This window comes from Pseudideonella sakaiensis (assembly GCF_048320135.1).
Classification (GTDB): domain Bacteria; phylum Pseudomonadota; class Gammaproteobacteria; order Burkholderiales; family Burkholderiaceae_C; genus Ideonella_A; species Ideonella_A sakaiensis_A.
In genome coordinates this window covers 3,840,061-3,861,974 of sequence record NZ_CP182947.1, presented here as the reverse complement: position 1 = coordinate 3,861,974, position 21,914 = coordinate 3,840,061, and the positions used below count along the sequence as shown (strand labels likewise).

Sequence of the window (21,914 nt, the reverse complement as noted above, 5' to 3'; positions counted from 1 at the left end):
GCGGCGCCCCCCTGGGGGGGTGCGCCGAAGGCGCTCCGGGGGGGGGTCACCTCCTTATTGCGCGGTGCGCGATATCACCGCGGTATTGCGCGCCGTCGAAGCGGATGCCGCGCACCACCTCGTAGGCCCGCTGCTGCGCGAGCTTGAACGAATCGCCGAGCACGGTGACGCACAGCACCCGGCCACCGGAGGTCAGCAGCCGATTGCCATCGAGCGTGGTGCCGGCATGGAAAACCATCGCATCCGGCGCCTCCGGCGCGATGCCGGTGATCTCGTCGCCCTTGCGCGGCGACAGCGGATAACCGGCCGCCGCCATCACGACGCCGAGCGCAATGCGGCGGTCCCATTCGAGCTCGACCTTGTCGAGCGTGCCGTCGGTCGCATGCATCAGCAGCTCGAACAGATCGCTTTTCAAGCGCATCAGGATCGGCTGCGTTTCCGGGTCGCCCATCCGGCAGTTGAACTCGACGGTGCGCGGCTGGCCGCTGGCATCGATCATCAGCCCGGCATACAGGAAGCCGGTGAAGGTTTCTCCTTCGCGCGCCATGCCGTGGATCGTCGGCATGATGATTTCCTGCATCACCCGTGCATGCACGTTCGGCGTCACCACCGGCGCCGGTGAATAGGCGCCCATGCCGCCGGTATTCGGGCCCTTGTCGTCGTCGAGCAGGCGTTTGTGGTCCTGGCTGGTCGCCAGCGAGAGCACATGCTTGCCGTCGCAGACGACGATGAAGCTGGCCTCCTCGCCTTCGAGAAATTCCTCGATCACGACCCGCGGCGTGTCGTTGTGCTGCACGCCGAGCTTGTTGCCGGCGGCATCGTCGGCAAGCATCCAGTCGATCGCCTGGTGCGCCTCGTCGAGCGACATCGCAACGACCACGCCCTTGCCGGCGGCCAGGCCGTCGGCCTTGATGACGATCGGCGCACCGTGTTTGTCGACGTGTGCATGGGCCGCAGCGGCGTCGGTGAAGCTTTCATAAGCGGCGGTCGGGATACCGTGCCGCTTCATGAAGGCCTTCGCAAAATCCTTCGAGCTCTCGAGCCGCGCGGCCGCCCGCGTCGGGCCGAAGATGCGCAGCCCGCGCGAACGGAACAGGTCGACGACGCCTGCAGCCAACGGGGTTTCCGGGCCGACCACCGTCAGCGTGACCTTCTGCGCGGCAGCAAACTGGGCCAGCTCGGCGAGGTCGGTGATGTCGACGTTGTGCAGCCGCGGATCGAGCGCGGTGCCGCCGTTGCCAGGCGCGATGAAGACCGTTTGCACCCGCGACGACTGCAGCAGCTTCCAGGCAAACGCATGTTCGCGCCCGCCGCCTCCGATCACGAGGACTTTCATGCCCGGCTCCGGGCGCATGCGAGCGCGCTCATAGATCGAGCTCGGCGTTGTGATACAGCTGCTGCACGTCGTCGAGGTCCTCGATCACGTCGAGCAGCTTCTGCATGCGCTGCGCATCGTCGCCGGACAATTCGATCGTATTTTCCGGCCGCATCGTGACCTCGGCGACTTCGGGCACCAGCCCGGCCTTCTCGAACGCCTGCTGCACCGCCTCGAACTCGGCCGGCGCACAGACGACCTCGACCACGCCGTCGTCGCCGCTGATCACGTCCTCGGCGCCGGCTTCGAGCGCGACCTCCATCACCTTGTCTTCGTCGGTGCCGGGCGCGAACAGGAACTGCCCGCAATGCCGGAACTGGAAGGCGACCGAGCCTTCGGTGCCGAGGTTGCCGCCGTATTTGCTGAAGGCATGGCGGACCTCGGCGACGGTGCGGACGCGGTTGTCGGTCATGCAATCGAGGATCACCGCGGCGCCGCCGATGCCGTAACCCTCGTAGCGCACCTCCTCGTAGCTGACGCCTTCGAGGTTGCCGGTGGCCTTGTCGATATTCTTCTTGACGGTATCGGCCGGCATGTTGGCGGCGCGCGCCTTGTCCATCGCCAGCCGCAGCCGCGGGTTGTCCTTCGGATCACCGCCACCTTGCCGCGCCGCGACGATGATTTCGCGGATCAGCCTGGTCCAGATCTTGCCCCGCTTCTCGTCCTGCCGCCCTTTGCGGTGCTGGATATTGGCCCACTTGGAATGTCCGGCCATCGGGTGGCTCCGTCCTTCTTGTGATTGCTGCCCGCCAGCGTGAATGTCGGCGGGTCTTTCTTCGATAGACTGCGATTTTACGTGTGCCCACCGGAGACCCCATGGCCGACCCCCTCGTCATCGCCCGGCGTGGCGACACTTCATGCGAGTTGCTGCCGGAACTGGCGAATCGCCACGGCCTGATCACCGGCGCCACCGGCACCGGCAAGACGATCACGTTGCAGACAATGGCCGAGCAGTTCAGCCTGATCGGCGTGCCGGTCTTCATGGCCGACGTGAAGGGCGACCTGACCGGCATCGCGCAGCCAGGCAGCATCTCGCCGAAGCTGGCTGCGGTGCTGACCGACCGCGGCCTGCCGTTGCCGGAATCCACCTCGTGCCCGACGACGCTGTGGGACGTCTTCGGCGCCTCCGGCCATCCGGTGCGGGCGACGATCAGCGACATGGGCCCGCTGCTGCTGTCGCGGATGCTGGCGCTCAACGATACGCAGCAGGGCGTGATGAGCCTGGTCTTCAAGGTCGCCGACGACAACGGCATGCTGCTGCTCGACCTGAAGGACCTGCGCGCGATGCTGCAGCACGTGGCCGAAAACGCGTCGCAGTTCACCAGCAGCTACGGCAATGTCAGCTCGGCCAGCGTCGGCGCAATCCAGCGCGGCCTGCTGCAGATCGAGGAACAGGGCGGCGACAAGTTCTTCGGCGAGCCGATGCTGAACATCGCCGATTTCATGCAGACCGACGGCGGTCGCGGGGTCATCAACATCCTCGCCGCCGACCAGCTGATGAACAGCCCGCGGCTGTATGCGACCTTCCTGTTGTGGATGCTCAGCGAGCTGTTCGAGCAGCTGCCCGAAGTCGGCGACATGGAAAAGCCGAAGCTGGTGTTCTTTTTCGACGAGGCGCACCTGTTGTTCAAGGATGCGCCGGCGGCGCTGATCGAGCGCATCGAACTGGTCGTGCGGTTGGTCCGCAGCAAGGGCGTCGGCGTCTATTTCGTGACGCAGAATCCGCTCGACATTCCCGATTCGGTGCTTGGCCAGCTCGGCAACCGTGTCCAGCATGCGCTGCGCGCCTTCACGCCACGCGACCAGAAGGCGGTGAAGGCGGCCGCCAGCACGATGCGCGCGAATCCCGGCCTCGACGTCGAGGCGGCGATCACCGAACTGGCGGTCGGCGAGGCGCTGATCAGCTTTCTCGACAAGAAGGGCCGGCCGAGCGTCACCGAGCGCGTCTATGTCGTGCCGCCGGGCAGCCAGATCGGCCCGATCAGCGCCGAGCAGCGGCAGCGGCTGATGGCCGGCTCGCTGGTCGCCGGCGTCTATGACAAGCCTGTCGACCGCGAATCGGCGTATGAAAAACTGCAGGGCCGCGCCACGACGCCACTGCCGGAGACCGGCGGCGTCGCCGGCGCACCGGCCGGCACCAAGATCCCGCCGCCGGTCAGCGAGCCCAGCATGTTCGACGGCCTGAAGGACGTGTTGTTCGGCTCAACCGGCCCGCGTGGCGGCAAACGCGAAGGGCTGGCCGAATCGATGGCGAAATCGGCGGTGCGAACGATGGGCCGCGAGATCGTGCGCGGCCTGCTCGGCACGATGCTCGGCCGCCGCCGCCGCTGAAGATCGCAGCGGCCGCGGCCTGGCCGCGTCAGTGCAGCGGATCGAGCCGCACCAGCGGGACGACCATGATGCGGGCAATCGATGCCGCGCCGTCGATCAGGCCGTGTGCCATGTAGCTGCTCGGCGAATCGGGCTCGAGCGCGGCAACCGCCAGCATCGCCAGCGGCTGCGTCAGCGGCACGTAGTAGCTGCCCGGCTCGGCCTCGATCATTTCGGCCTGCACGTCGACCGGCACCGGCTGTGCATAGCCGTCATCGGCATTTTCAGCACCGCTGGCAGGCAGATCGCGCCAGGCGGCGGCGAGCACGCGATAGGACTCGCCGCGCAATGCTACCGGCTCGGAAATCTGCAGCACTTCGAGACCGAGCTGGCGCAGCCGGATCACCGCTTCGGTCTGGTTTGCCGCCAGCCAGTAGCCGCAAGGCCGCAGCCGGGTGCGCGCCGGCCGCAACTGCAGCGTCGACTGCCAGTTGACGCTGATCAGCCGATCGGCACCGGTCTGCGGATCGATCGTCGTCAGGTCGTATTCGCTCGGCGTCGGCGCGGCCTGCACGACGATGGTTCCCTTGCACGCCTTCGCACTGATGTCGCTTTCGACAAAACCGCGCAGCTTCTGCAGGTCACCGGCGCGCGCGGCCGCGCTGCGCAGGATGCTGGCCGCGGCGACGACCTGGCCATGGACGCGGCGCTGCAGGTTGCGCCGGCCGAGGTCGGAGCCGCGGGTTTCGATCAGCAGGCTGACCGCATGGCGAAGGCCGTTGACATTGCGGCTGGTATCGGGCCGCGGGCCACCCATCGCAACGACGCCCGGCGGCTCCTGCTGCAGCACGTGGTACCACTCGGCACTGAGGCGTGCCGCCGACAGATCCTTCAGCAGTGGCAGGCGGAACCACTCCTCCGACGCCCGCGTGACGAACTCGGCCATGTTCGGCGTCATCGCATATTGAACCAATACATCGTGGCGACGGACGACGCCGAACTGCCGCGCCCATTGGCCGATCGCCGGATATTCATGGGCGTCGACGACGACGATCGGCCGGTAGTCGGTGACCAGGCGGGCCAGCGCCCGCGCCTCCGGTGTGCGCAGCAGCAGGTGGTCGCGGTTCAGGTCGATGCCATTGACCGTCTGCCGTTGCGGACGCAGTGCCGCATCCGGGTTGGCGCGCGGCACGATCAATACATTGACCTGCCGCAGCACGCCCTGCAGCGGGCCGCTGGCCAGTTGCTGGGCGAGCACCAGCATCGACTCGGTGGAGGCCGGCTCGTCGCCGTGCTGGCCGCCGATGAACATCACGGTGGGACGGTCGCCGGTGCGCAGGCCCTGCGCGCTGTTGTCACGGGACTTGCTCAGCAGCAGCGCCTCGATCGGAGCGCCACGTTGCGAACTGCCGGCCACCAGCAACCTGACCGCCGGCTGGCCACGGCTTTCGTCGAGCGGCCGTTCGAGACGCAGCAGCCAGGAATGCAGTTCGCCGTCGGTCGTGAAGCGGTCGCGGCCGGCCTCGAGCCCCGGTGTGCGGTAGACCTCGGCCGGTGGCGGAAAACGCGCGGCCACCGCTGGCGTGATCGGGCCGGCCTCGGCCACTGGCGCAGCGCTCGTGTCGACCGGCGCGCTGGCGGGCGCCGACGCGGCCGAAGCAGCCTGCTGCGCTGCCGGCGGCGCGACGACCAGCGGACCGGTCGGCAGCGGCCGCTGCGGCGGCAGCGGCGTGCTGCAGGCAAGCAGCAGCGATGACGCAGCCAGCAGCGTGCCCAGGCGGCGAAGCCGCAGGGCAGCAGTGGAACGGCGGGAGGCGGCAGGCCGGTGCACCTGAACGGTGCGGCAGGTTGAAGTCATCGAACAAGACGAGGCACGGCGGATCTTGCGCGTTGACGACTATAGCCGCCGCCCGACAAACACCAAGCTGGCATTCCCTGAGGCTGCGCCAAGGCAACGCTGAACAAGGACTTGTTCAGCGTTGCCCAAATGCAGCGCAGCCATCCGCGCCGTTCAGTCGCGATCGCGCCAGTACCTGCGGTGCTCGATCCGCTCCCAGCGGCGCTCGTCACGTTGCCAGTTGCGATGGTGACGATGGTTGTGCGGCGGCCGCTCATAACGCGGAGCCGGTGCATAAACAACCGCCGGCGGCACGTAATAGATCGGCGCGGGCCTGTACACCACCGGCGGCGGCGCGTGATAGACCGGGGCCGGCCGATAAACCACGGGCGGCGGTGCGTGATAAACCGGCGCGCCGCCGTAGTACGGACCATCGGCATACACCGGCGCATTCGAGATCACCGTGCCTACCGGCGGCAGGTTGATGCCGATCGACCAGCTGATGTTGCCGGCCTGGGCGATGCCGCAGGCCAGACCGAATCCCGCCGCAGCAAAGACCTTGCGCATGTTGATCATCAAATTCTCCTGTCTTGTCCCCGGCAGCCGGCCGGCCTTAACGTGCAACGTCCGGCACCATACCCTGCGTTGACGCCGACCGGCGCCGAAAACGTAATCAGACGTGACCGTGGGGCCGCGCCGGCTCGGCCGATAAAATCCCGCCACCCTTCCCGCGACGGCCTGCCCGGTTCGTCCGATTCCCCATGCAAGCGACGAGTCCCAATTCGAGCCCGGCGGACGACAACCGGCCGAGCAATTTCCTGCGCCAGGTGATCGAGCGTGATCTGGCCCAGGCCAAATATGTCGGCCGCGCCTATGCCGGAACGCCCGGCGACGCCGATCACCATGCCGGCGGTCCGATCGACCAGGCGGCGATCCGCACCCGCTTTCCGCCCGAGCCGAACGGCTACCTGCACATCGGCCATGCCAAGAGCATCACGCTGAATTTTGGCCTGGCGGCCGATTACGGCGGCGTCTGCCACCTGCGCTTCGACGATACGAACCCGGAGAAGGAAGAGCAGGAATATGTCGACAGCATCATCGACTCGGTGCGCTGGCTCGGTTTCGGCTGGGACGCCAGCCATGCCGGCGCGCCGACCAGCCACCTGTATTTTGCGAGCGACTATTTCGATTTCATGTACCGCGCGGCCGAGGCGCTGATCGGCGCCGGTCTCGCCTATGTCGACGAACAGACGGCCGAGCAGATGCGCACCGCGCGCGGCGATTTCACGACGCCGGGAACCAACAGCCCGTTCCGTGACCGGGCGCCGGACGAAAACCTGGCGCGTTTTCGCGAGATGCGCGACGGCCGCTTCGCCGACGGCGCGATGGTGCTGCGCGCGAAGATCGACATGGCGAGCCCGAACATCAACCTGCGCGATCCGGCGATCTACCGGATCCGCCATGCCGAGCACCACCGCACCGGCAAGCGCTGGTGCATCTACCCGATGTACACCTATGCGCACCCGATCGAGGATGCGCTCGAGCATGTGACGCACAGCATCTGCACGCTCGAATTCGAGGACCAGCGGCCGTTCTACGACTGGCTGCTCGACCGCCTGTGCGAACTCGGCCTGCTCGCGCAGCCGCGGCCGCACCAGTATGAATTTGCGCGGCTGAACGTCACCTATGTCGTCACCAGCAAACGCAAGCTGCGCCAGCTGGTCGAGGAGAAGATCGTCGACGGCTGGGACGATCCGCGGATGCCGACGCTGGTCGGCCTGCGCCGGCGCGGCTATACGCCGGAGGCGATCCGCCTGATGTGCGAACGGGCCGGCACCAGCAAGGCCGGCGGCTGGACCGACTATGCGAGCCTCGACATCGCATTGCGCGAAGACCTCGAAGGCAAGGCGCGGCGCGCGATGGCGGTGCTCGACCCGGTGCCGCTCAAACTCGGCAACTGGCGCGAGATCTTCGGCGACAACACAACCGAGGCCTGCCAGGCGCCGGCCCATCCGCACCATCCGGAATTCGGCATGCGCAGCTTTTCGCTCGGCCCGGAGTTATGGATCGACCGTGACGATTTTGCCGAGCAGCCGGCAAAAGGTTTCCATCGCTTGTTCCCGGGCAACAAGGTGCGGCTGAAATACGGCGTGATCGTCGAATGCACCGGCTGCGAAAAGGATGGCGACGGCAGCATCACCGCCGTGCTCGCGAACATCGTTCCCGATACCCGCAGCGGCACGCCGGGCGCCGACAAGGTGAAGGTCAAGGGCACGATCGGCTGGGTCGGCGTGCACGATGCGGTACAGGCCGAACTGCGGCTCTACGACCGGCTGTTCACGGTCGAGCAGCCCGATGCCGGCGGCCGCGATTTCCTGTCGGTGCTGAATCCGGACAGCAAACGCGTCGTCACCGGCTACCTCGAGCCGTCGCTGGCCAATGTGCAGCCCGACGACAAGCTGCAGTTCGAGCGGCACGGCTATTTTGTCGCCGACCGCATCGACCATGCAGCGGGCAAACCGGTGTTCAACAAGATCACCGGGCTGCGCGACACCTGGAACAAATAGTCGGGCCGCGCGCAGCGCGCGTGCTCACGGCCGCCGGTCCGATCGCCACGAATCGATGCTCGACATCGGCAGCACCGGGATCACCGGCGGCGCCTCGATCTGCTCGCGCGCGCGCTCGTCCCAGTAACGCTGCAGCGGATCGATCGGCGGCGGCTCGGGTTCCGGGCGCACGACGATCGGGAAGGTGGCGCTGAAATCGAGCAGCTTCGCGCGCTGGCCGCTGCGCAGGAAATCGCCGACGATGCGCAGCGCGTTGTGCGCGCCCTGCCCCCAGTAGTTGCTGCGGATCGTCACGCGCTGGTCGTTGAAGCCGACCCAGGCGCCGGCGACCAGCGCCGGGTTCATCGCGATGAACCAGCCGTCGGTATTGTTCTGCGTCGTGCCGGTCTTGCCGGCAAGGTCGCCGCGCACGCCGAATTCGCGTCGCAAGCCGGCGCCGGTGCCTTCGTCGATCACGCCGCGCATCGCATCGACCAGTTTTTCGGCGACGCCACGCTCGATGCTGTATTCGGGCGATCGTTCGTCGTCGAAACGCGCGAGCACAGTGCCGTCACGGTCGGTGATGTGGGTCAGCAATCGCGGCTCGTTGTATTCGCCGAGCGCCGCCAGCGTCGAATAGGCGGTGACCATTTCGAGCAGCGTGACCGGGCTGGTGCCGAGCGCGAGCGAAGGCACCGGATCGAGCGGCGACGATCGCACGCCGGCGGCACGCGCAAAACGCATCACCTGCGACGCGCCGACGTCGAGCATCACGCGCGCGGTGACGCTGTTCTTCGAATGCACCAGCCCCTCGCGCAGTGTCATCGGCAGGCGGCTCGGACCGCCCATGTCGGTCGGCCGCCAGACCCGTCCGCCGCCGAGCGGGATCTCGATCAGGTCGTCGAGGTATTGGTGCGCGGTCGAGATGCCGCGCGCGATCGCCGCGCCGTAGACGAACGGCTTGAAGGTCGAGCCCGGCTGGCGCCGCGCCTGCGCGACGTGATCGAACTGGTCGGTACCGAAATCCGGGCTGCCGATCCAGGCCCGGACCGCACCGCTGCCCGGCTCCATCGCAACGAAGCCGGCCGACAAGCGGGTTTTTTCCTCGCGCAGACGGCGCACCAGCGCGTCGTCGGCCTGCAATTTCGCCAGCGCCTGCTGCTCGCTGAGCCCGGCCTCGCGTGCGACCCGAAATTCGGCACTGTCGCGCAGCACCTGCTTTGCAAATTCCGGATTCGCGCGCCAGAACCAGGCAAACGGGTTTTTTGCCTCGCCCTGCTTCAGCCCGGTGCTGACGAGCCGCGGCTGGCTCCATTCGCGGCCGGCGAGCCGCTGCAACGCGGCAACCTGCTCGCTGACGGCCTGTTGCGCGAGTTGCTGCAAGCGGCTGTCGAGCGTCGTGTGGATGATCAGGCCGTCGCGGTCGAGGTCGACGTCGCGGCTGTCGGCCCAGTCGACGATCTGTTCGCGGACCTGCACGACAAAATGCCTGGCCTGGCCGATTTCGCCGTCTTCCGGACGGCGGAACTGCAGGCCGAGCGGCCGTGCCTTCAGGCGCGCGTACTCGGCTTCGTCGATGACGCCTCGCTTGTGCATCTGCGCAAGCACGACATTGCGCCGATCGAGCGCGCGCTGCGGATGGCGCACCGGGTTGTAGCGGTGGCTGCCCTTCAGCATGCCGACCAGCGTCGCCGCCTGCGCCGCATCGAGTTCGGCTGCCGAGGTGTCGAAATAGGTCTGCGCGGCCATCCCGAAGCCGCGCACGTTGTAGAGGAACGGCGCGGTATTCAGGTAGGCCTCGAGGATCTGCGCCTTGTCGCTGTGGCGCTCCAGGCGCACCGCGGTGATCGCCTCGCGCAACTTGCGCTGCAGCGTGCGGCGGTTGCCGATCTGCTGCGGAAACAGGTTGCGCGCGAGTTGCTGGGTCAGCGTCGACGCCCCCTGCAGATCACCCCACAGCGTCTGCCAGGCCGACGAGACGATGCGCTGCGGATCGAGTCCATGGTGGTCGTAGAAACGGTGGTCCTCGGTCGCGATCAGCGCCTGCACGACGACCGGCGCCACCTCGTCGAGACCGATCGGCGCCTGGTAGGCGCTGGCAAAACGGCCGATCACCTCGCCGTCGGATGAGACGATCACGCTGGCGCGCGCGGTGCTCGCAGCCCGCAATGCATCGACGCCCGGCGTCGTGACGATCAGCACGCCGAGGTAGACGACGAAGGCGGCAGCGAGTGCCGCCGCGCCGAGCAGCAGCCGGCGTGGCCACAGCCGCGGCGGCTGATAACGCTCGTAGCGGTGCTGCGGCCAATCGTCGGGGTCCGGTCCTGAGACAGTCATCTGGGGGCGAGATCGGGTCCGTGGCGCATTTTTCAACGCGCGCGACACGGCGAGGCGACAGGCGCCGCCGTCAGCCGATCACTGTACACGCGAGGCCGGCAGGCGCCCCAGCTTGGCCGTATACAGCGCCGCCTCGCCGCGGCTGCTGCTGAATTCGCGCGCCGCCAGCAGATGTCGGCGTGCCAGTTCGATGCGGCCGAGCGCGAGGTAGGCACGGGCGATGCCGAAATGGGCCTCGGGTTGTTCGGGCGACCTTTTCAGCTCCTGCCCGAACAACTGCAGCGCGTCGACAAAACGGCCTTCGTCGAGCGCAGCCTGACCAAGATGGAAATCGCGGTACGGCGCGATCGGCTCGAGCGCTCGCAGGCGCTGCGCATACAGCGCATGTTCGCTGCCGCGCCCCTGCCTTTGCAGCAGGTTGACGAGGTTGCCGAGCAGCCGGGTATTGTCCGGCTGGCGTTGCAGCGCCAGCTTCAAGACCTGCTCGGCCGGCTGCTCGAGGCCGCGGCGCAGGTAGACGACGGCGAGCGTGTTGTAGCCGGCGATCTCGGCCGGCGCCTTGAGAATCGCCTCGCGCGCCCACCAGTAGGCCTCGTCGATGCGCTCGTCGGCGAGCAGTTCGGCAGCCCGGTTGTTCATGTACATGCCGACGACGGTATCTTCATCGATCGGATCGCTGCGCTGCCGCTTCAATTCGACCGCCGGCAGAAAATCGATCGTCAGCAGGTGGTCGATCCGGTAGCCGCGATCGCCGAGGCGGTGCCGGCCGAGGCTCAGGTTGACGTGGCCGGCGGCCATCATCAGGTTGCCGGACAGGCGCCACTGCTCGTCGATCGAGACGCGGTTGAAATAGACCTGCAGATCGAGCGCCCTGGCAAAGGCCGCCGTCATGATCACCAGCGACAGGCAGTTGCCCGAACGGGCATCGAAGGCCTCGGCGGCATTGCGGGTGTACGCGGCGTCGTATTCGAGTTTCAGGTTGTCGCCGTTGTAGAGCGCCGCGATCAAGCCCTCGCGCGTTCCGCGCCGGCGCAGCAGCGGCGCCAGGTCGTGCTCGAGATAACTGCGCATCGCGTCGCTGAGGCGAAACACTTCGCCAGCATCCGGGCGCACCGCTGGTGGCGAAAAATGTCGATCCTCGAACAGCGTCGCCGCCGGCGGCATCTGCGCCGGTGGTGCCGCACACGCGACGAGCAGCAGCACGACAGCGAGCAGCACCAGCCAAGCTGGCCGAGGGCCGGGGTGACGGAGGCGATGCAGCGTTTGCATGGCAAAAAGCGGGAGCGATGCCATCGTGGCACAGCCTCCTCAGGCCGGTCAAACCGCCGCCGATGACCCTGCTGGCGGCAGCCGCTAACGGTCGCGGTTGTCCGCGCCCAGCGCCGCGATGACCTGCACGGCCATCCGCTGCGCAGCGCCGCGATGGCCGGCGGCAAAGGCGAGCGCCGATTCCGCCTGGCGCCGCCGGCGCGCGTCATCCGCCAGCAAAACGGTGGCCGCATCGAGTGCCGCGCCGATATCGGCGACCCGCGCCGCCGCGCCGGCGGCAATCGCCAGTTCGGCCGCCTCGGCAAAATTGAAGCTGCTTGGCCCGATCAGCAGCGGGCAGCCGCAGGCGGCGGCCTCGATCAGGTTCTGGCCGCCGAGTGGCGCAAAACTGCCGCCGAGCAGCGCAACATCGGCAACTGCGTAATACAGCGGCAATTCACCGAGCGAATCACCAAGCCAGACATCGGCGCCGGCCGCGGCCTCAGGCGGCATATCGGCCCACTCGCTGCGCCGGGCCAGCGTCAACCCGGCGGCACGCAGCATCGCCGCGACCTCGTCGAAACGCTGCGGATGGCGCGGCACCAGCAGCAGCAGCGGTGCGTCAGCGCGTTGATCGCTTCGGCGGCCGGGGCCGTTGCGCCAGGCGTCGAGCAGCGGCGGCTCCTCGCCCTCGCGGCTGCTCGCCATCATCACCACCGGCCGACGCAGCGCCTCGCGCCACCCGATGCCGCGCGACAGCAGCGCCGGATCGGGGCTCATGTCGAATTTGAGGTTGCCGCAGACCAATGTCGAAGCCGCGCCAGCCAGCTGCAGGCGCTGTGCATCGGATTCCGTCTGCGCCAGCGCCTGCTCGAGGCTGGCCATCGCCGGCACCATCAATGCTGGCCACGATTGCTGGCGGCGCAGGCTGCGTTCGCTGAGTCGCGCATTGGCGAGCAGCATCGGCACCCCCCGCCGGCGCGCCGCATCGAGCAGCGCCGGCCAGATCTCGGTTTCCATCAGCACGCCGGCCGCCGGCCGATGCCGGGCGAGGAATCGCCGCACCGCGCCCGGTGTATCCCACGGCGCCCAGACCTGCAGGTCACCGTCGCGCAGCAATGCGCGGCCGGCTTCGCGGCCGGTCGCGGTGCCGTGTGTCAGCAGCAGCCGCAGCCCGGGCTGCTGCGCGCGCAGCGCGGTGACCAGGGCCGCGGCAGCGCGGGTTTCGCCGAGCGAAACCGCATGCAGCCAGAGCCGGCCCGGCTCGATCTGCGCGCGCAGCGACGGCGGATAAAAGCCGAGGCGTTCGCCGATCCAGCGTCGGTACAGCGGCTCGGCGCGGCCGCGCCAGACAAGGCGCAACAGCAGCACCGGCATCAGCAGCCGCATCAGCCAGCCATATGCCAGCAGCGCGCTGCGCCGGCGCAGTGGCGTTATGACCGGCGGTGCGTTGAGCGCCGTCATCCCGTGGCCGCCGCGCTGACCAATTGCCAGGCCTGCCAGACCGCGGCCAGCGTCGGCGACTGCTGGCCGGGCCCGGCCTCGATCGCCACCTGGTGGCGGTGGCCGTGGCTGGCCTGCGGACCGGTCCGCCACGAGGTCGGAAAGTTGTACAGCTGAACATGCGGCAGTCCGAGCGCGACCGCGATGTGGCTGAGGCCGCTGTCGACGCCGATCACGCCAGAAGCGGTCGCCATCCGGTCGACCAGCTTGTCGAGCCCGAGCGCCGGCCAGACCGTGCAGTCGGCGCCAATCGCCTGCGCAATCCGCGTCGCCCGCGCCAGTTCGCTGGCGCCGGCATGTGGCAACGCGATCCGCCAGCCGGCAGCGACGAGGCGACCGCCAAGCGTGATCCAGTCGGCCTCCGGCCACAACTTGTCGTCGCGCGAGGTGCCGTGGACAAATACCATCAGCGGCCGCCGGTCGGCTTCGGCGTGCGGTTGCAACGCATGCAGTCCGAACTGCACCTGGCCATCCGGCGCATAAGCCAGCGCGCTGCCGGCGAGCTGGCGCGATCGGTCGAGCGCATGGATGTGCCGCGGCACCATCAGCGGATGGTCGACCAGCCAGCGCGCCGGCGCCTCGTAACTCGACCCATCGGTGCGATGGGCGAGGCCGAAACTCGGGCCACGCGCGAGCCGCGCGACCAGGACCGACTTCGTCAGCCCCTGCAGGTCGATCACCGCGTCGTACGACGTTTCACGCAGCCGGCGCCGGAAGGCCGCAAATTCGGCGCGCACGACGGCCGTCCACCACGCCTTGCGCCAGCGGCGCAGCGGCAGTTCGACGATGCCCTCGATGCCGTCGACCCGCTGCAGCAGCGGCGCAAAACCCGGCTCGACGACCCAGTCGATCGAGATGCCGGGTATCGCCGCGCGCATGTCGTGGATGACCGGCAATGCATGAACCACATCACCGAGCGACGACAACTTGACGATCAATACCCGCATCCGGCGCTAATGCCCCGCAGCGCTGATCTGTGCGTCGGGTTTGACTGCCAGCAGTGCCGCCATGAACGCGGACTGGATCCGTTCGAGCGCCTTCGCGGTATGGCCTTCGAAGCGCAGCACCAGCACCGGCGTTGTATTCGACGCCCGGATCAGCCCGAAGCCATCCTTGAAATCGGCCCGCAAACCGTCGATCGTGACGATCTGCTCGGCGCCCGGAAAGTTTGCCGTCGCGAGAAGGCGCGCGACGACTTCGGGCGGTTCGCCTTCGGCGCAGGCGACGTTCAGTTCCGGCGTGCTGAAGCTCGTCGGCAGCGCATTCAGCAGCTTGCTTGGATCCTTGCTGCGCGAGACGATCTCGAGCAGCCGCGCCGCGGTATAGGTCGCATCGTCGAAGCCATACCAGCGCTCCTTGAAGAAGATGTGGCCGCTCATCTCGCCGGCCAGCGGCGAGCGCGACTGCTTCAGCTTCGCCTTGATCAGCGAGTGGCCGGTCTTGTACATCAGCGGCTTGCCGCCGGCCTTGCGGATCACCGGCGCGAGCCGCTGCGTGCACTTGACGTCGTAGATGATCGGCGCGCCGGGGTTGCGCTTCAGCACATCGGTTGCAAACAGCATCAGCTGGCGGTCCGGATAGATGATGTTGCCGTCGCGGGTGACGACCCCGAGCCGGTCGCCGTCGCCGTCGAAGGCAAGGCCGAGGTCGGCGCCGGTCTTCTGCACGGTGCGGATCAGTTCGGCGAGGTTTTCCGGCTTGCTCGGGTCCGGGTGGTGATTCGGAAAATCGCCGTCGACCTCCGAATACAACTCGGTCACGTCGCAGCCGAGTGCGCGCAGGATGCCCGGTGCCGAGGCGCCCGGAATCCCGTTGCCGGAATCGACGACGATCTTCAGCGGCCGCTTCAGCTTGCAGTCGCTGACGATGCGGTGGCTGTACTCCTCGCCGATGTCCATCGCGCCGATCCGGCCGCTGCCGCTGACATAGTCCTCGGCCTCGATGCGCCGGCGCAGCTTCTGGATCTCGTCGCCGTAGATCGCACGCCCGGCGAGCACCATCTTGAAGCCGTTGTAGTCCTTCGGATTGTGGCTGCCGGTGACCTGGATGCCGCTGTGGCAGCCGCGTCGGCCACGCGTTGCGGCGACGTAATAAAGCATCGGCGTCGTCACTGCGCCGAGGTCGACGACATCGAGCCCGGTCGACGCGAGGCCGCGCATCAGTGCGCCGGCCAATGCCGGGCCGGACAAGCGGCCGTCGCGGCCGACCGCCACCGCCTTTTCGCCGGCGGCGACCGCTTCGCTGCCGAAGGCGCGGCCGAGGTGCTCGGCAAAAGCCTCGTCGATCGTCCTGCCGACGATTCCGCGGATATCGTAGGCCTTGAAACTGGATGGTTCGACGTGCATCGGCAAGCGGCTGGTTGAGGTGCGGCGCATTGTAAGGACGGCCTTTCCGGCGCCGCCCGACCACATGTCCGGAAACGGCGAGTCGCAGCCGGTCCGCTGGCTATCATCGAATGCATGGACCAGGTCTTTACCGATGCACCCGTTGGTGGCGTTGATCGCGCCGCGGCGCTCGCCGCCGCGCACTCGGATACGTATTACCAGGCGCTCGTTTCCCGCGATGCCCGCTTCGACGGCCGGCTGTTTGTCGGTGTCAGTTCGACCGGCATCTATTGCCGGCCGATCTGCCGCGTGCGCACGCCGAAGCAGCAGAATTGCCGGTTTTTTGCCACCGCCGCGCAGGCCGAGGCGGCACGGTTTCGGCCCTGCCTGAAATGCCGACCCGAACTGGCGCCGCGGCAACACGAGCCGTGGACGGTGATGGATGCATCACGCACGCTGGCGCGCCAGGCGGCCGTGCTGCTCGACGGCTGGACGGCCGCCGGCGACGCCTCGACGATTGCCGACCTGGCAAGCGGGCTCGGCGTCAGCGAGCGCCACCTGCGGCGGATCTTTCTCGCCGAGCATGGCGTCACGGCGCTGCAATATCTGCAGACGCGCCGGCTGCTGCTCGCCAAGCAATTGCTGACCGAGACGACGCTGCCGATTGCGCAGGTTGCGCTGGCCAGCGGCTTTCGCAGCCTGCGCCGTTTCAATGCGGCCTTCGTCGAGCATTACCGGCTCAATCCGGGCCGGCTGCGTGCCGAGGGCGCCACAGCACTCGCCGAGCCGCCGTCCGGTATCGGCGTGCAACTGGTCTATCGGCTGCCTTATGACCGGCAGCGGCTGCTCGCGTTTTTTGCGCAGCGCGCGATTCCCGGCATCGAAGCGGTCGACGACTGGACGGTCAGGAGAACGCTGCGTGCCGGCGCGCTCGGCGGCGCAGCCGGCAGCCCGGCGGGCTGGATCGAGGCGCGCTTCGATGCGGCAGCGCCGCGGCTCCAATTGCAGTTCTCGCCGGAACTGCTGCCGCACAGCAGCCTGCTGCTCGCGGCCGTGCGACGCTGGCTCGACCTCGACCTGCTGCCCGATGTCGTCGATGCGGCGCTGGCGGACCTTCCTGGCGAGCCCGGCCTGCGGCTGCCCGGCAGCGTCGACGGCTTCGAACTCGCGGTGCGTGCGGTGCTCGGCCAGCAGGTCACGGTCGCCGCGGCGCGCACGCTGGCGCGCCGGCTGGTCGAGCAGCATGGCGAGACGATCGTCACGCCGTGGCCGGATGTCGACCGGCTGTTCCCGGCGCCGCACACCGTTGCCGGATTGACGGTCGACGCGATCGCCGGCCTGGGCATCATCCGCAGCCGGGCACAGGCGATCGTCGCGCTGGCCAACGCCTGGCCAATACTGCGCGGCGCGATGGCACCCGGTTCGCCGGCGCAGCCACTGATCGACAGCCTGTGCGCGCTGCCCGGCATCGGACCGTGGACGGCAAATTACATCGCGATGCGTGCACTCGGCTGGCCGGACGCCTTTCCGCCCGGCGATGTCGCAGTGCTGAAGGCGATCCGGCAGCTTGCCGGTGGCCAGCCGGCAAGCGCTGCGACGCCCGGTTCGGCTGCCGGCCGGCTCGTCATCGAACAGACCGCCGAGGCCTGGCGCCCCTGGCGCAGCTATGCGGTGCTGCGCCTGTGGAACAGCCTGCAGCCTGCGGGCCGCTGAAGGAATGGACATGATGAAGACCTCGCTGATGACCCTGACCCGTCAGCTCAGTGCCTGGCAGCGCTGGCAGTCGCCGCTCGGCGGCATGCTGCTGGCGCGCACGCCGCTCGGCCTGGCCGGCATCTGGTTCGACGGCCAGAAAGACCACCCGGGCGAACTCGCCGGTCAGCCGGCCGCCAACGATCCGCTGCTGCTGCGCACGGTCGCCGAACTTGCCGCCTATTTCGACGGCGCGCCGGCCCGCTTCACGCAGCCGCTCGATCTTCACGGCACCGATTTCCAGCGCGCCGTCTGGCAACAGTTGCTGAACATCGCCGCCGGCGCGACCTGCAGTTATGCCGAAATCGCGCGTGCGGTCGGATCCCCGGCCGCGGTGCGCGCGGTTGGCGCGGCGATCGGGCGCAATCCGGTGTCGGTGATCGTGCCGTGCCACCGCGTGATCGGTTCGGCCGGCGCGCTGACCGGCTATGCCGGCGGGCTGGAGCGCAAACGCGCGCTGCTGCAGCTCGAATCGACAACAACCACAGGCACAGGCATGCAGCAGAGGCTCGATGAAGCCGCGTGATCTCGGCGAACTGATCCTGCTCGCGGCATTGTGGGGTGCGTCGTTCCTGTTCACCCGGATCGGCGCCGGCCAGTTCGGCGCCGTCGCATTGTCCGGACTGCGCGTCGCCGGTGCGGCGCTGGTGCTGCTGCCGATCCTCGTCTACCGCCGCGAGTTGTCGGCGCTGCTGCTGCACTGGAAACCGATCCTGATCCTCGGCATCGTCAATTCGGCGTTGCCGTTTCTCGGCTTCAGTTATGCGGTGCTGACGATCAGTGCCGGCCTCAGCAGCATCTTCAATTCGGCGTCGCCGCTGTTTGCCGCGCTGATCGCCTGGTTGTGGCTGAACGACCGGCTCAGCGCGAGCCGGGTGGCCGGCCTGCTGATCGGTTTTGCCGGCGTCGTCGGCCTGGTCTGGAGCCGGACCGGCATCGCCACCGAGGCCGATGCCGGCGCGACGCTGCTCGCATTGCTGGCCTGCATCGCGGCCGCTGCCGCCTACGGCCTCGGCGCGAACTGGACCAAACGTTATCTGTCGGGCGTGCCGCCGATGGCGGTCGCCGCCGGCAGCCAATTGTCGGCAACGATTGCATTGGCTGCGCCGACCTGGTGGTTCTGGCCGGCGCAGACGCCGCCGCCAATGGCCTGGCTGAGCCTGGCGGCGCTCGCGGTCTTGTGCACCGGCTTTGCGTATGTGATCTATTTCCGGCTGATTGCCCATGTCGGGCCGGCCAATGCAATCACCGTGACCTTTCTGATACCGGCTTTTGCCGTGGCCTGGGGCGCAATCTTTCTCGGCGAGCGGGTGACGCCGGCGATGCTGCTTGGCTGTCTGGTGATCCTGTCCGGCACGGCGCTGGCGGTCGGCCTCGTCAAGCCACAGCAGTGGCTGCGGCGCTGAGCTCGCCGAGCAGCGGGTCACGCGCCAGATAAAGCTGCAGCCATCCGTCGAGCGGCAGTTCGCCGACGGCGACTTCGCAGATTTCCAGTCCTTTCGCCAGCTCCCAGGTCGAGTCGAACCAGCCGCTGCCCGAAAAGCTTTCGCCGTCGTCGCTGGCCGCCTCGCGGGCCTTCGCCTGCGCGCCGAGGCGGCGCAGCGCGATGCGCGCAGCATCTTCGGCATTCATCACCCGGCGCAGTTCGCCGCGGCCGGCGCCGGCCGTGCGGTGCGGCGCCGGATTGCGGTGGGCGACGGCCTCGGTGCGGCTGGTCGGCAGGCGAAAGCTCAAGGTCGACATCGGCTGGTCTCCGGCGGTTGGCGTGGCAGGTCACGCGTTGATCGAAGTGTCGGCCGCCGCCGCTGCAGCAGCCATCCCTCGTCGGGCGGTTGCTGGAGCGACACTCCGCGGAGGGAGCTGGCGGGGGGATGTCCCGAAGCCGCGCCGTGGCCGCGCTTTGCAGCACACTTGCCGCTTCGTTCGCTACCACGCCGAAACCGCCATCCCGATGATCACCTGGCTGCAAGACGACCAAGACCCGTTGCCCGATACGTCAACGGCATTGCCGGCCGATTCGGATGCGCCGGGTCTGCTCGCCGCAGGTGGCCAGTTGAGCCCGCAGCGGCTGCGCGAGGCCTACAGCCACGGCATCTTTCCGTGGTACGGCGAGGGCCAGCCGGTGTTGTGGTGGTCGCCCGATCCGCGGATGGTGCTGCAGACCGCCCGTTTCAAGCCGAGCCGCTCGCTGCGCAAGACGCTCGCGCGCTTCATCCGCAGCCCCGGCTGCGCGATCCGCATCGACAGCGCCTTCCCGCAGGTGATCGGGGCCTGCGCCGGCAGCATCCGCGACGGCCAGCAAGGCACCTGGATCGTGCCGGAGATGATCCAGGCCTATTGCCGCTGGCACGAACTCGGCGCGGTGCACAGCGTGGAAACGTGGATCGACGGCGAACTCGCCGGCGGCCTCTACGGCGTCAACCTCGGGCGGATGTTTTTTGGCGAATCGATGTTTGCGCGGCGCAGCGATGCGTCGAAGATTGCGCTGGCCGCGCTGGTCTGCTTCTGCCGCAGCAACGCCATCGCCGCGATCGACTGCCAGCAGAATACCGCCCACCTGGCGTCGCTCGGCGCCGCCGAGATGGCGCGCGGCGAATTCGAGCGCCACCTGCGGGCCACCGTCGATCTGCAGCCGCCGGCCGACTGGTCCTATCATCCGGTCATGTGGCAGCAGCTTGCAGGCCCGCAGATCGAAACCACCCGGCCCGAGGACCCCGGCCAGTGACCCATCCGAAAGAATTACCGCTCGCGTCGCTGCAGTTCTACGCGACTGCGCCGTATCCGTGCAGTTATCTGGCCGGGCGGATGGCGCGCTCGCAGGTCGCGACGCCGAGCCACCTGATCCATGCCGACGCCTATTCCGGCCTGGTCGGCAACGGCTTCCGGCGCAGCGGCATGTTCACCTATCGGCCGTATTGCGACGGCTGCCGCGCCTGCATCCCGCTGCGCGTGCCGGTCGAGAGCTTCCAGCCGACGCGCAGCCAGCGCCGCGCGTGGAAGGCGCATGCCGGCCTGCAGGCCAGGGTGCTGCGGCTCGGCTTCGTGCCGGAGCACTACCAGCTCTATCTGCGTTACCAGGGCGGCCGCCACGCCGGTGGCGGCATGGACCACGACAGCATCGACCAGTACACGCAGTTCCTGCTGCAGAGCAGGGTCAACTCGCGGCTGGTCGAATTTCGCGCGCCGGCCGAACCGGGCAGCGACCAGCCCGGTGCGCTGAAGATGGTGTCGATCCTCGATGTGCTGAGCGATGGCCTGTCGGCCGTATACACCTTCTACGAACCGGAGCCGCACACCAGCTACGGCACCTACAACGTGTTGTGGCAGATCGAGCAGACGCGGCAGTTGCGGCTGCGCCATGTCTACCTCGGCTACTGGATCAGGAACAGCCCGAAGATGGCCTACAAGTCGCAGTTCGGGCCGAATGAATGCCTGATCGACGGCGAGTGGCGGGCAATGCCGCACGGGTAGACACAGGCCCCGGCCCCCTCCTCCCGGCCCCGATCAGAGCAGCTGCTGCCTGACCTCTTCGGCAATCGCCAGGCAGGCGGTCAGTCCCGGCGACTCGATGCCGAACAGGTTGACCAGCCCGGGCACCCGATGCACCGCCGGCCCGTCGATGATGAAATCGTGGGTGACTGAGTCGTCCGTTTCGCCGGCCAACCTGAGCTTCGGCCGCACGCCGCTGTAATCGGGTTGCAGCACGCCATCGGGCAACGCCGGCCAGTAACGGCGGATCTCGGCATAGAAACGCTCGGCGCGCGCCGGATCGACGCGGTAGTCGATCTGGTCCGGATCGTCGCCATCGAGCCACTGCACGTCGGGCCCGAAACGGGCCTGGCCGGCGAGGTCCAGCGTCAGGTGCACGCCGAGGCCGCCGGGCTGCGGTATCGGGTAGATCAGCCGCGAAAACGGCGAGCGCCTGGCGAGCGAAAAATAATTGCCCTTTGCGAGCCGCGGCCGTGGCGGCGGCGCCGCCTGCAGTGCATCGATCCGCCGCGCCAGCGCAGGCGCCCACAAGCCGGCCGAATTGACGACATACCGCGCGCAGAGCTCGATCGGGTGGTCGCCGCCGATCTGCAGCAGATGGCCATCAGACGTCTGGCGCATCGCCAGCACCGGCGAGCGCAACGCGACCGCGCCGCCGTGGACCTCGAGCCCGCCCTGCAGCGACAGCATCAAGCCATGGCTGTCGATGATGCCGGTCGACGGCGACAGCAGGCCGGCCGTCGCTCGCAGCTCGGGCTCGAGCTCGCGCAGCGCAGGCGCCTCCAGCCATTGCAGATCGGTGACGCGGTTCGCCATCGCCCTCTGTTGCAGCCGCTGCAATGCAGCGCTCTGGCTGTCGTCGGCGGCGACGATCAGCTTGCCGCAGCGCCGGTACGGCACGCCATGGGTCTCGCAGTAGTCGTACAGCATCGCCTTGCCGTCGACACACAGCCGCGCCTTCAGCGAGCCGGCGTCGTAATAGATGCCGGCGTGGATCACCTCGCTGTTGCGCGAGCTGGTCGCGGTGCCGATTGCATCGGCACGGTCGACGACGATTGTTTCCAGCCCGGCCATCGCCAGCATCCGTCCGACCGCGAGGCCGACCACACCGGCCCCGATCACACAGGCATCGATTTTCTCCATGCGCGATTGTTGCAAACCGCCCGCCGTCGGCGACCGTCGATCTGGCGATA

The 21,914-nt window shown here is 68.1% G+C and carries 18 protein-coding genes; 7 read left to right on the top strand and 11 right to left on the bottom strand.

The window, feature by feature from the left end; translation table 11 throughout:
• Window positions 1-46 precede the first annotated feature (46 nt).
• Both purD and ACNH6H_RS17630 read right to left on the bottom strand, forming a co-directional pair.
• Window positions 47-1,336 carry a phosphoribosylamine--glycine ligase gene (purD, locus tag ACNH6H_RS17635; protein WP_418319502.1) on the bottom strand — a complete coding sequence of 430 codons (1,290 nt, stop codon included), beginning with the start codon at window positions 1,334-1,336 and terminating at the stop codon, window positions 47-49.
• Between the two features lie 28 nt (window positions 1,337-1,364).
• A complete protein-coding gene (locus tag ACNH6H_RS17630) occupies window positions 1,365-2,090 on the bottom strand; it encodes a YebC/PmpR family DNA-binding transcriptional regulator (protein ID WP_418319500.1) in 726 nt (241 codons plus the stop codon).
• A 101-nt stretch (window positions 2,091-2,191) separates the two neighbouring features.
• Here ACNH6H_RS17630 and ACNH6H_RS17625 point away from each other — a divergent pair, with 101 nt between their 5' ends.
• Entirely contained in the window at window positions 2,192-3,706 is a 1,515-nt protein-coding gene (locus ACNH6H_RS17625; protein WP_418319499.1) for a helicase HerA-like C-terminal domain-containing protein, read from the top strand.
• Between the two features lie 28 nt (window positions 3,707-3,734).
• Here ACNH6H_RS17625 and ACNH6H_RS17620 read toward each other — a convergent pair whose 3' ends face one another.
• Together ACNH6H_RS17620 and ACNH6H_RS17615 are read right to left on the bottom strand one after the other, a co-directional pair.
• The gene (locus tag ACNH6H_RS17620; protein WP_418319498.1) at window positions 3,735-5,543 is read right to left on the bottom strand and encodes a M14 family metallopeptidase; all 1,809 of its coding nucleotides are present in this window, start codon (window positions 5,541-5,543) and stop codon (window positions 3,735-3,737) included.
• A gap of 153 nt (window positions 5,544-5,696) precedes the next feature.
• Window positions 5,697-6,098: a hypothetical protein gene (locus ACNH6H_RS17615; RefSeq protein ID WP_418319497.1), complete on the bottom strand. Its 402-nt coding sequence runs from the start codon at window positions 6,096-6,098 to the stop codon at window positions 5,697-5,699.
• 185 nt (window positions 6,099-6,283) lie between these two features.
• Here ACNH6H_RS17615 and ACNH6H_RS17610 point away from each other — a divergent pair, with 185 nt between their 5' ends.
• Window positions 6,284-8,089, top strand: a complete 1,806-nt coding sequence (locus ACNH6H_RS17610; protein WP_418319495.1) for a glutamine--tRNA ligase/YqeY domain fusion protein — start codon at window positions 6,284-6,286, stop codon at window positions 8,087-8,089.
• A gap of 24 nt (window positions 8,090-8,113) precedes the next feature.
• Here ACNH6H_RS17610 and ACNH6H_RS17605 read toward each other — a convergent pair whose 3' ends face one another.
• The 5 genes from ACNH6H_RS17605 to ACNH6H_RS17585 all read right to left on the bottom strand — a co-directional run bounded on the left by ACNH6H_RS17605 (window position 8,114) and on the right by ACNH6H_RS17585 (window position 15,501).
• Complete coding sequence (locus ACNH6H_RS17605) at window positions 8,114-10,405, bottom strand: transglycosylase domain-containing protein (RefSeq protein WP_418319493.1); 2,292 nt, start codon at window positions 10,403-10,405, stop codon at window positions 8,114-8,116.
• A 78-nt stretch (window positions 10,406-10,483) separates the two neighbouring features.
• On the bottom strand, window positions 10,484-11,623 hold the full coding sequence (locus ACNH6H_RS17600; protein ID WP_418319491.1) for a tetratricopeptide repeat protein: 1,140 nt from the start codon (window positions 11,621-11,623) through the stop codon (window positions 10,484-10,486).
• A 135-nt stretch (window positions 11,624-11,758) separates the two neighbouring features.
• On the bottom strand, window positions 11,759-13,117 hold the full coding sequence (locus tag ACNH6H_RS17595; protein WP_418319489.1) for a 3-deoxy-D-manno-octulosonic acid transferase: 1,359 nt from the start codon (window positions 13,115-13,117) through the stop codon (window positions 11,759-11,761).
• Window positions 13,114-14,103 carry a lipopolysaccharide heptosyltransferase I gene (gene waaC / locus ACNH6H_RS17590; RefSeq protein ID WP_418319488.1) on the bottom strand — a complete coding sequence of 330 codons (990 nt, stop codon included), beginning with the start codon at window positions 14,101-14,103 and terminating at the stop codon, window positions 13,114-13,116. The genes ACNH6H_RS17595 and waaC overlap by 4 nt, the downstream gene beginning before the upstream one ends.
• Before the next feature lie 6 nt (window positions 14,104-14,109).
• Complete coding sequence (locus ACNH6H_RS17585; protein WP_418319487.1) at window positions 14,110-15,501, bottom strand: phosphomannomutase/phosphoglucomutase; 1,392 nt, start codon at window positions 15,499-15,501, stop codon at window positions 14,110-14,112.
• A gap of 114 nt (window positions 15,502-15,615) precedes the next feature.
• On the opposite strand from ACNH6H_RS17585, the gene ACNH6H_RS17580 reads away from it, so the two are divergent.
• The 3 genes from ACNH6H_RS17580 to ACNH6H_RS17570 are packed head-to-tail and all read left to right on the top strand — an operon-like array spanning window position 15,616 to window position 18,638.
• Window positions 15,616-17,193: a DNA-3-methyladenine glycosylase 2 family protein gene (locus ACNH6H_RS17580; protein ID WP_418319486.1), complete on the top strand. Its 1,578-nt coding sequence runs from the start codon at window positions 15,616-15,618 to the stop codon at window positions 17,191-17,193.
• A 13-nt stretch (window positions 17,194-17,206) separates the two neighbouring features.
• Window positions 17,207-17,758: a methylated-DNA--[protein]-cysteine S-methyltransferase gene (locus ACNH6H_RS17575; protein ID WP_418319484.1), complete on the top strand. Its 552-nt coding sequence runs from the start codon at window positions 17,207-17,209 to the stop codon at window positions 17,756-17,758.
• Complete coding sequence (locus ACNH6H_RS17570; protein WP_418319483.1) at window positions 17,745-18,638, top strand: DMT family transporter; 894 nt, start codon at window positions 17,745-17,747, stop codon at window positions 18,636-18,638. Before ACNH6H_RS17575 ends, ACNH6H_RS17570 begins: the two co-directional genes overlap by 14 nt.
• Here the strand turns inward: ACNH6H_RS17570 and ACNH6H_RS17565 are convergent.
• Window positions 18,610-18,975, bottom strand: a complete 366-nt coding sequence (locus ACNH6H_RS17565; RefSeq protein ID WP_418319482.1) for a hypothetical protein — start codon at window positions 18,973-18,975, stop codon at window positions 18,610-18,612. The two genes, ACNH6H_RS17570 and ACNH6H_RS17565, sit on opposite strands and share 29 nt — an antisense overlap.
• A 208-nt stretch (window positions 18,976-19,183) precedes the next feature.
• Here ACNH6H_RS17565 and aat point away from each other — a divergent pair, with 208 nt between their 5' ends.
• A complete protein-coding gene (aat, locus tag ACNH6H_RS17560) occupies window positions 19,184-19,957 on the top strand; it encodes a leucyl/phenylalanyl-tRNA--protein transferase (RefSeq protein ID WP_418319480.1) in 774 nt (257 codons plus the stop codon).
• Window positions 19,954-20,703 carry an arginyltransferase gene (locus tag ACNH6H_RS17555; protein ID WP_418319478.1) on the top strand — a complete coding sequence of 250 codons (750 nt, stop codon included), beginning with the start codon at window positions 19,954-19,956 and terminating at the stop codon, window positions 20,701-20,703. Before aat ends, ACNH6H_RS17555 begins: the two co-directional genes overlap by 4 nt.
• 33 nt (window positions 20,704-20,736) lie before the next feature.
• On the opposite strand, the gene ACNH6H_RS17550 is transcribed toward ACNH6H_RS17555, so the two are convergent.
• Window positions 20,737-21,864: an NAD(P)/FAD-dependent oxidoreductase gene (locus ACNH6H_RS17550; RefSeq protein ID WP_418319476.1), complete on the bottom strand. Its 1,128-nt coding sequence runs from the start codon at window positions 21,862-21,864 to the stop codon at window positions 20,737-20,739.
• Window positions 21,865-21,914: the final 50 nt, after the last annotated feature.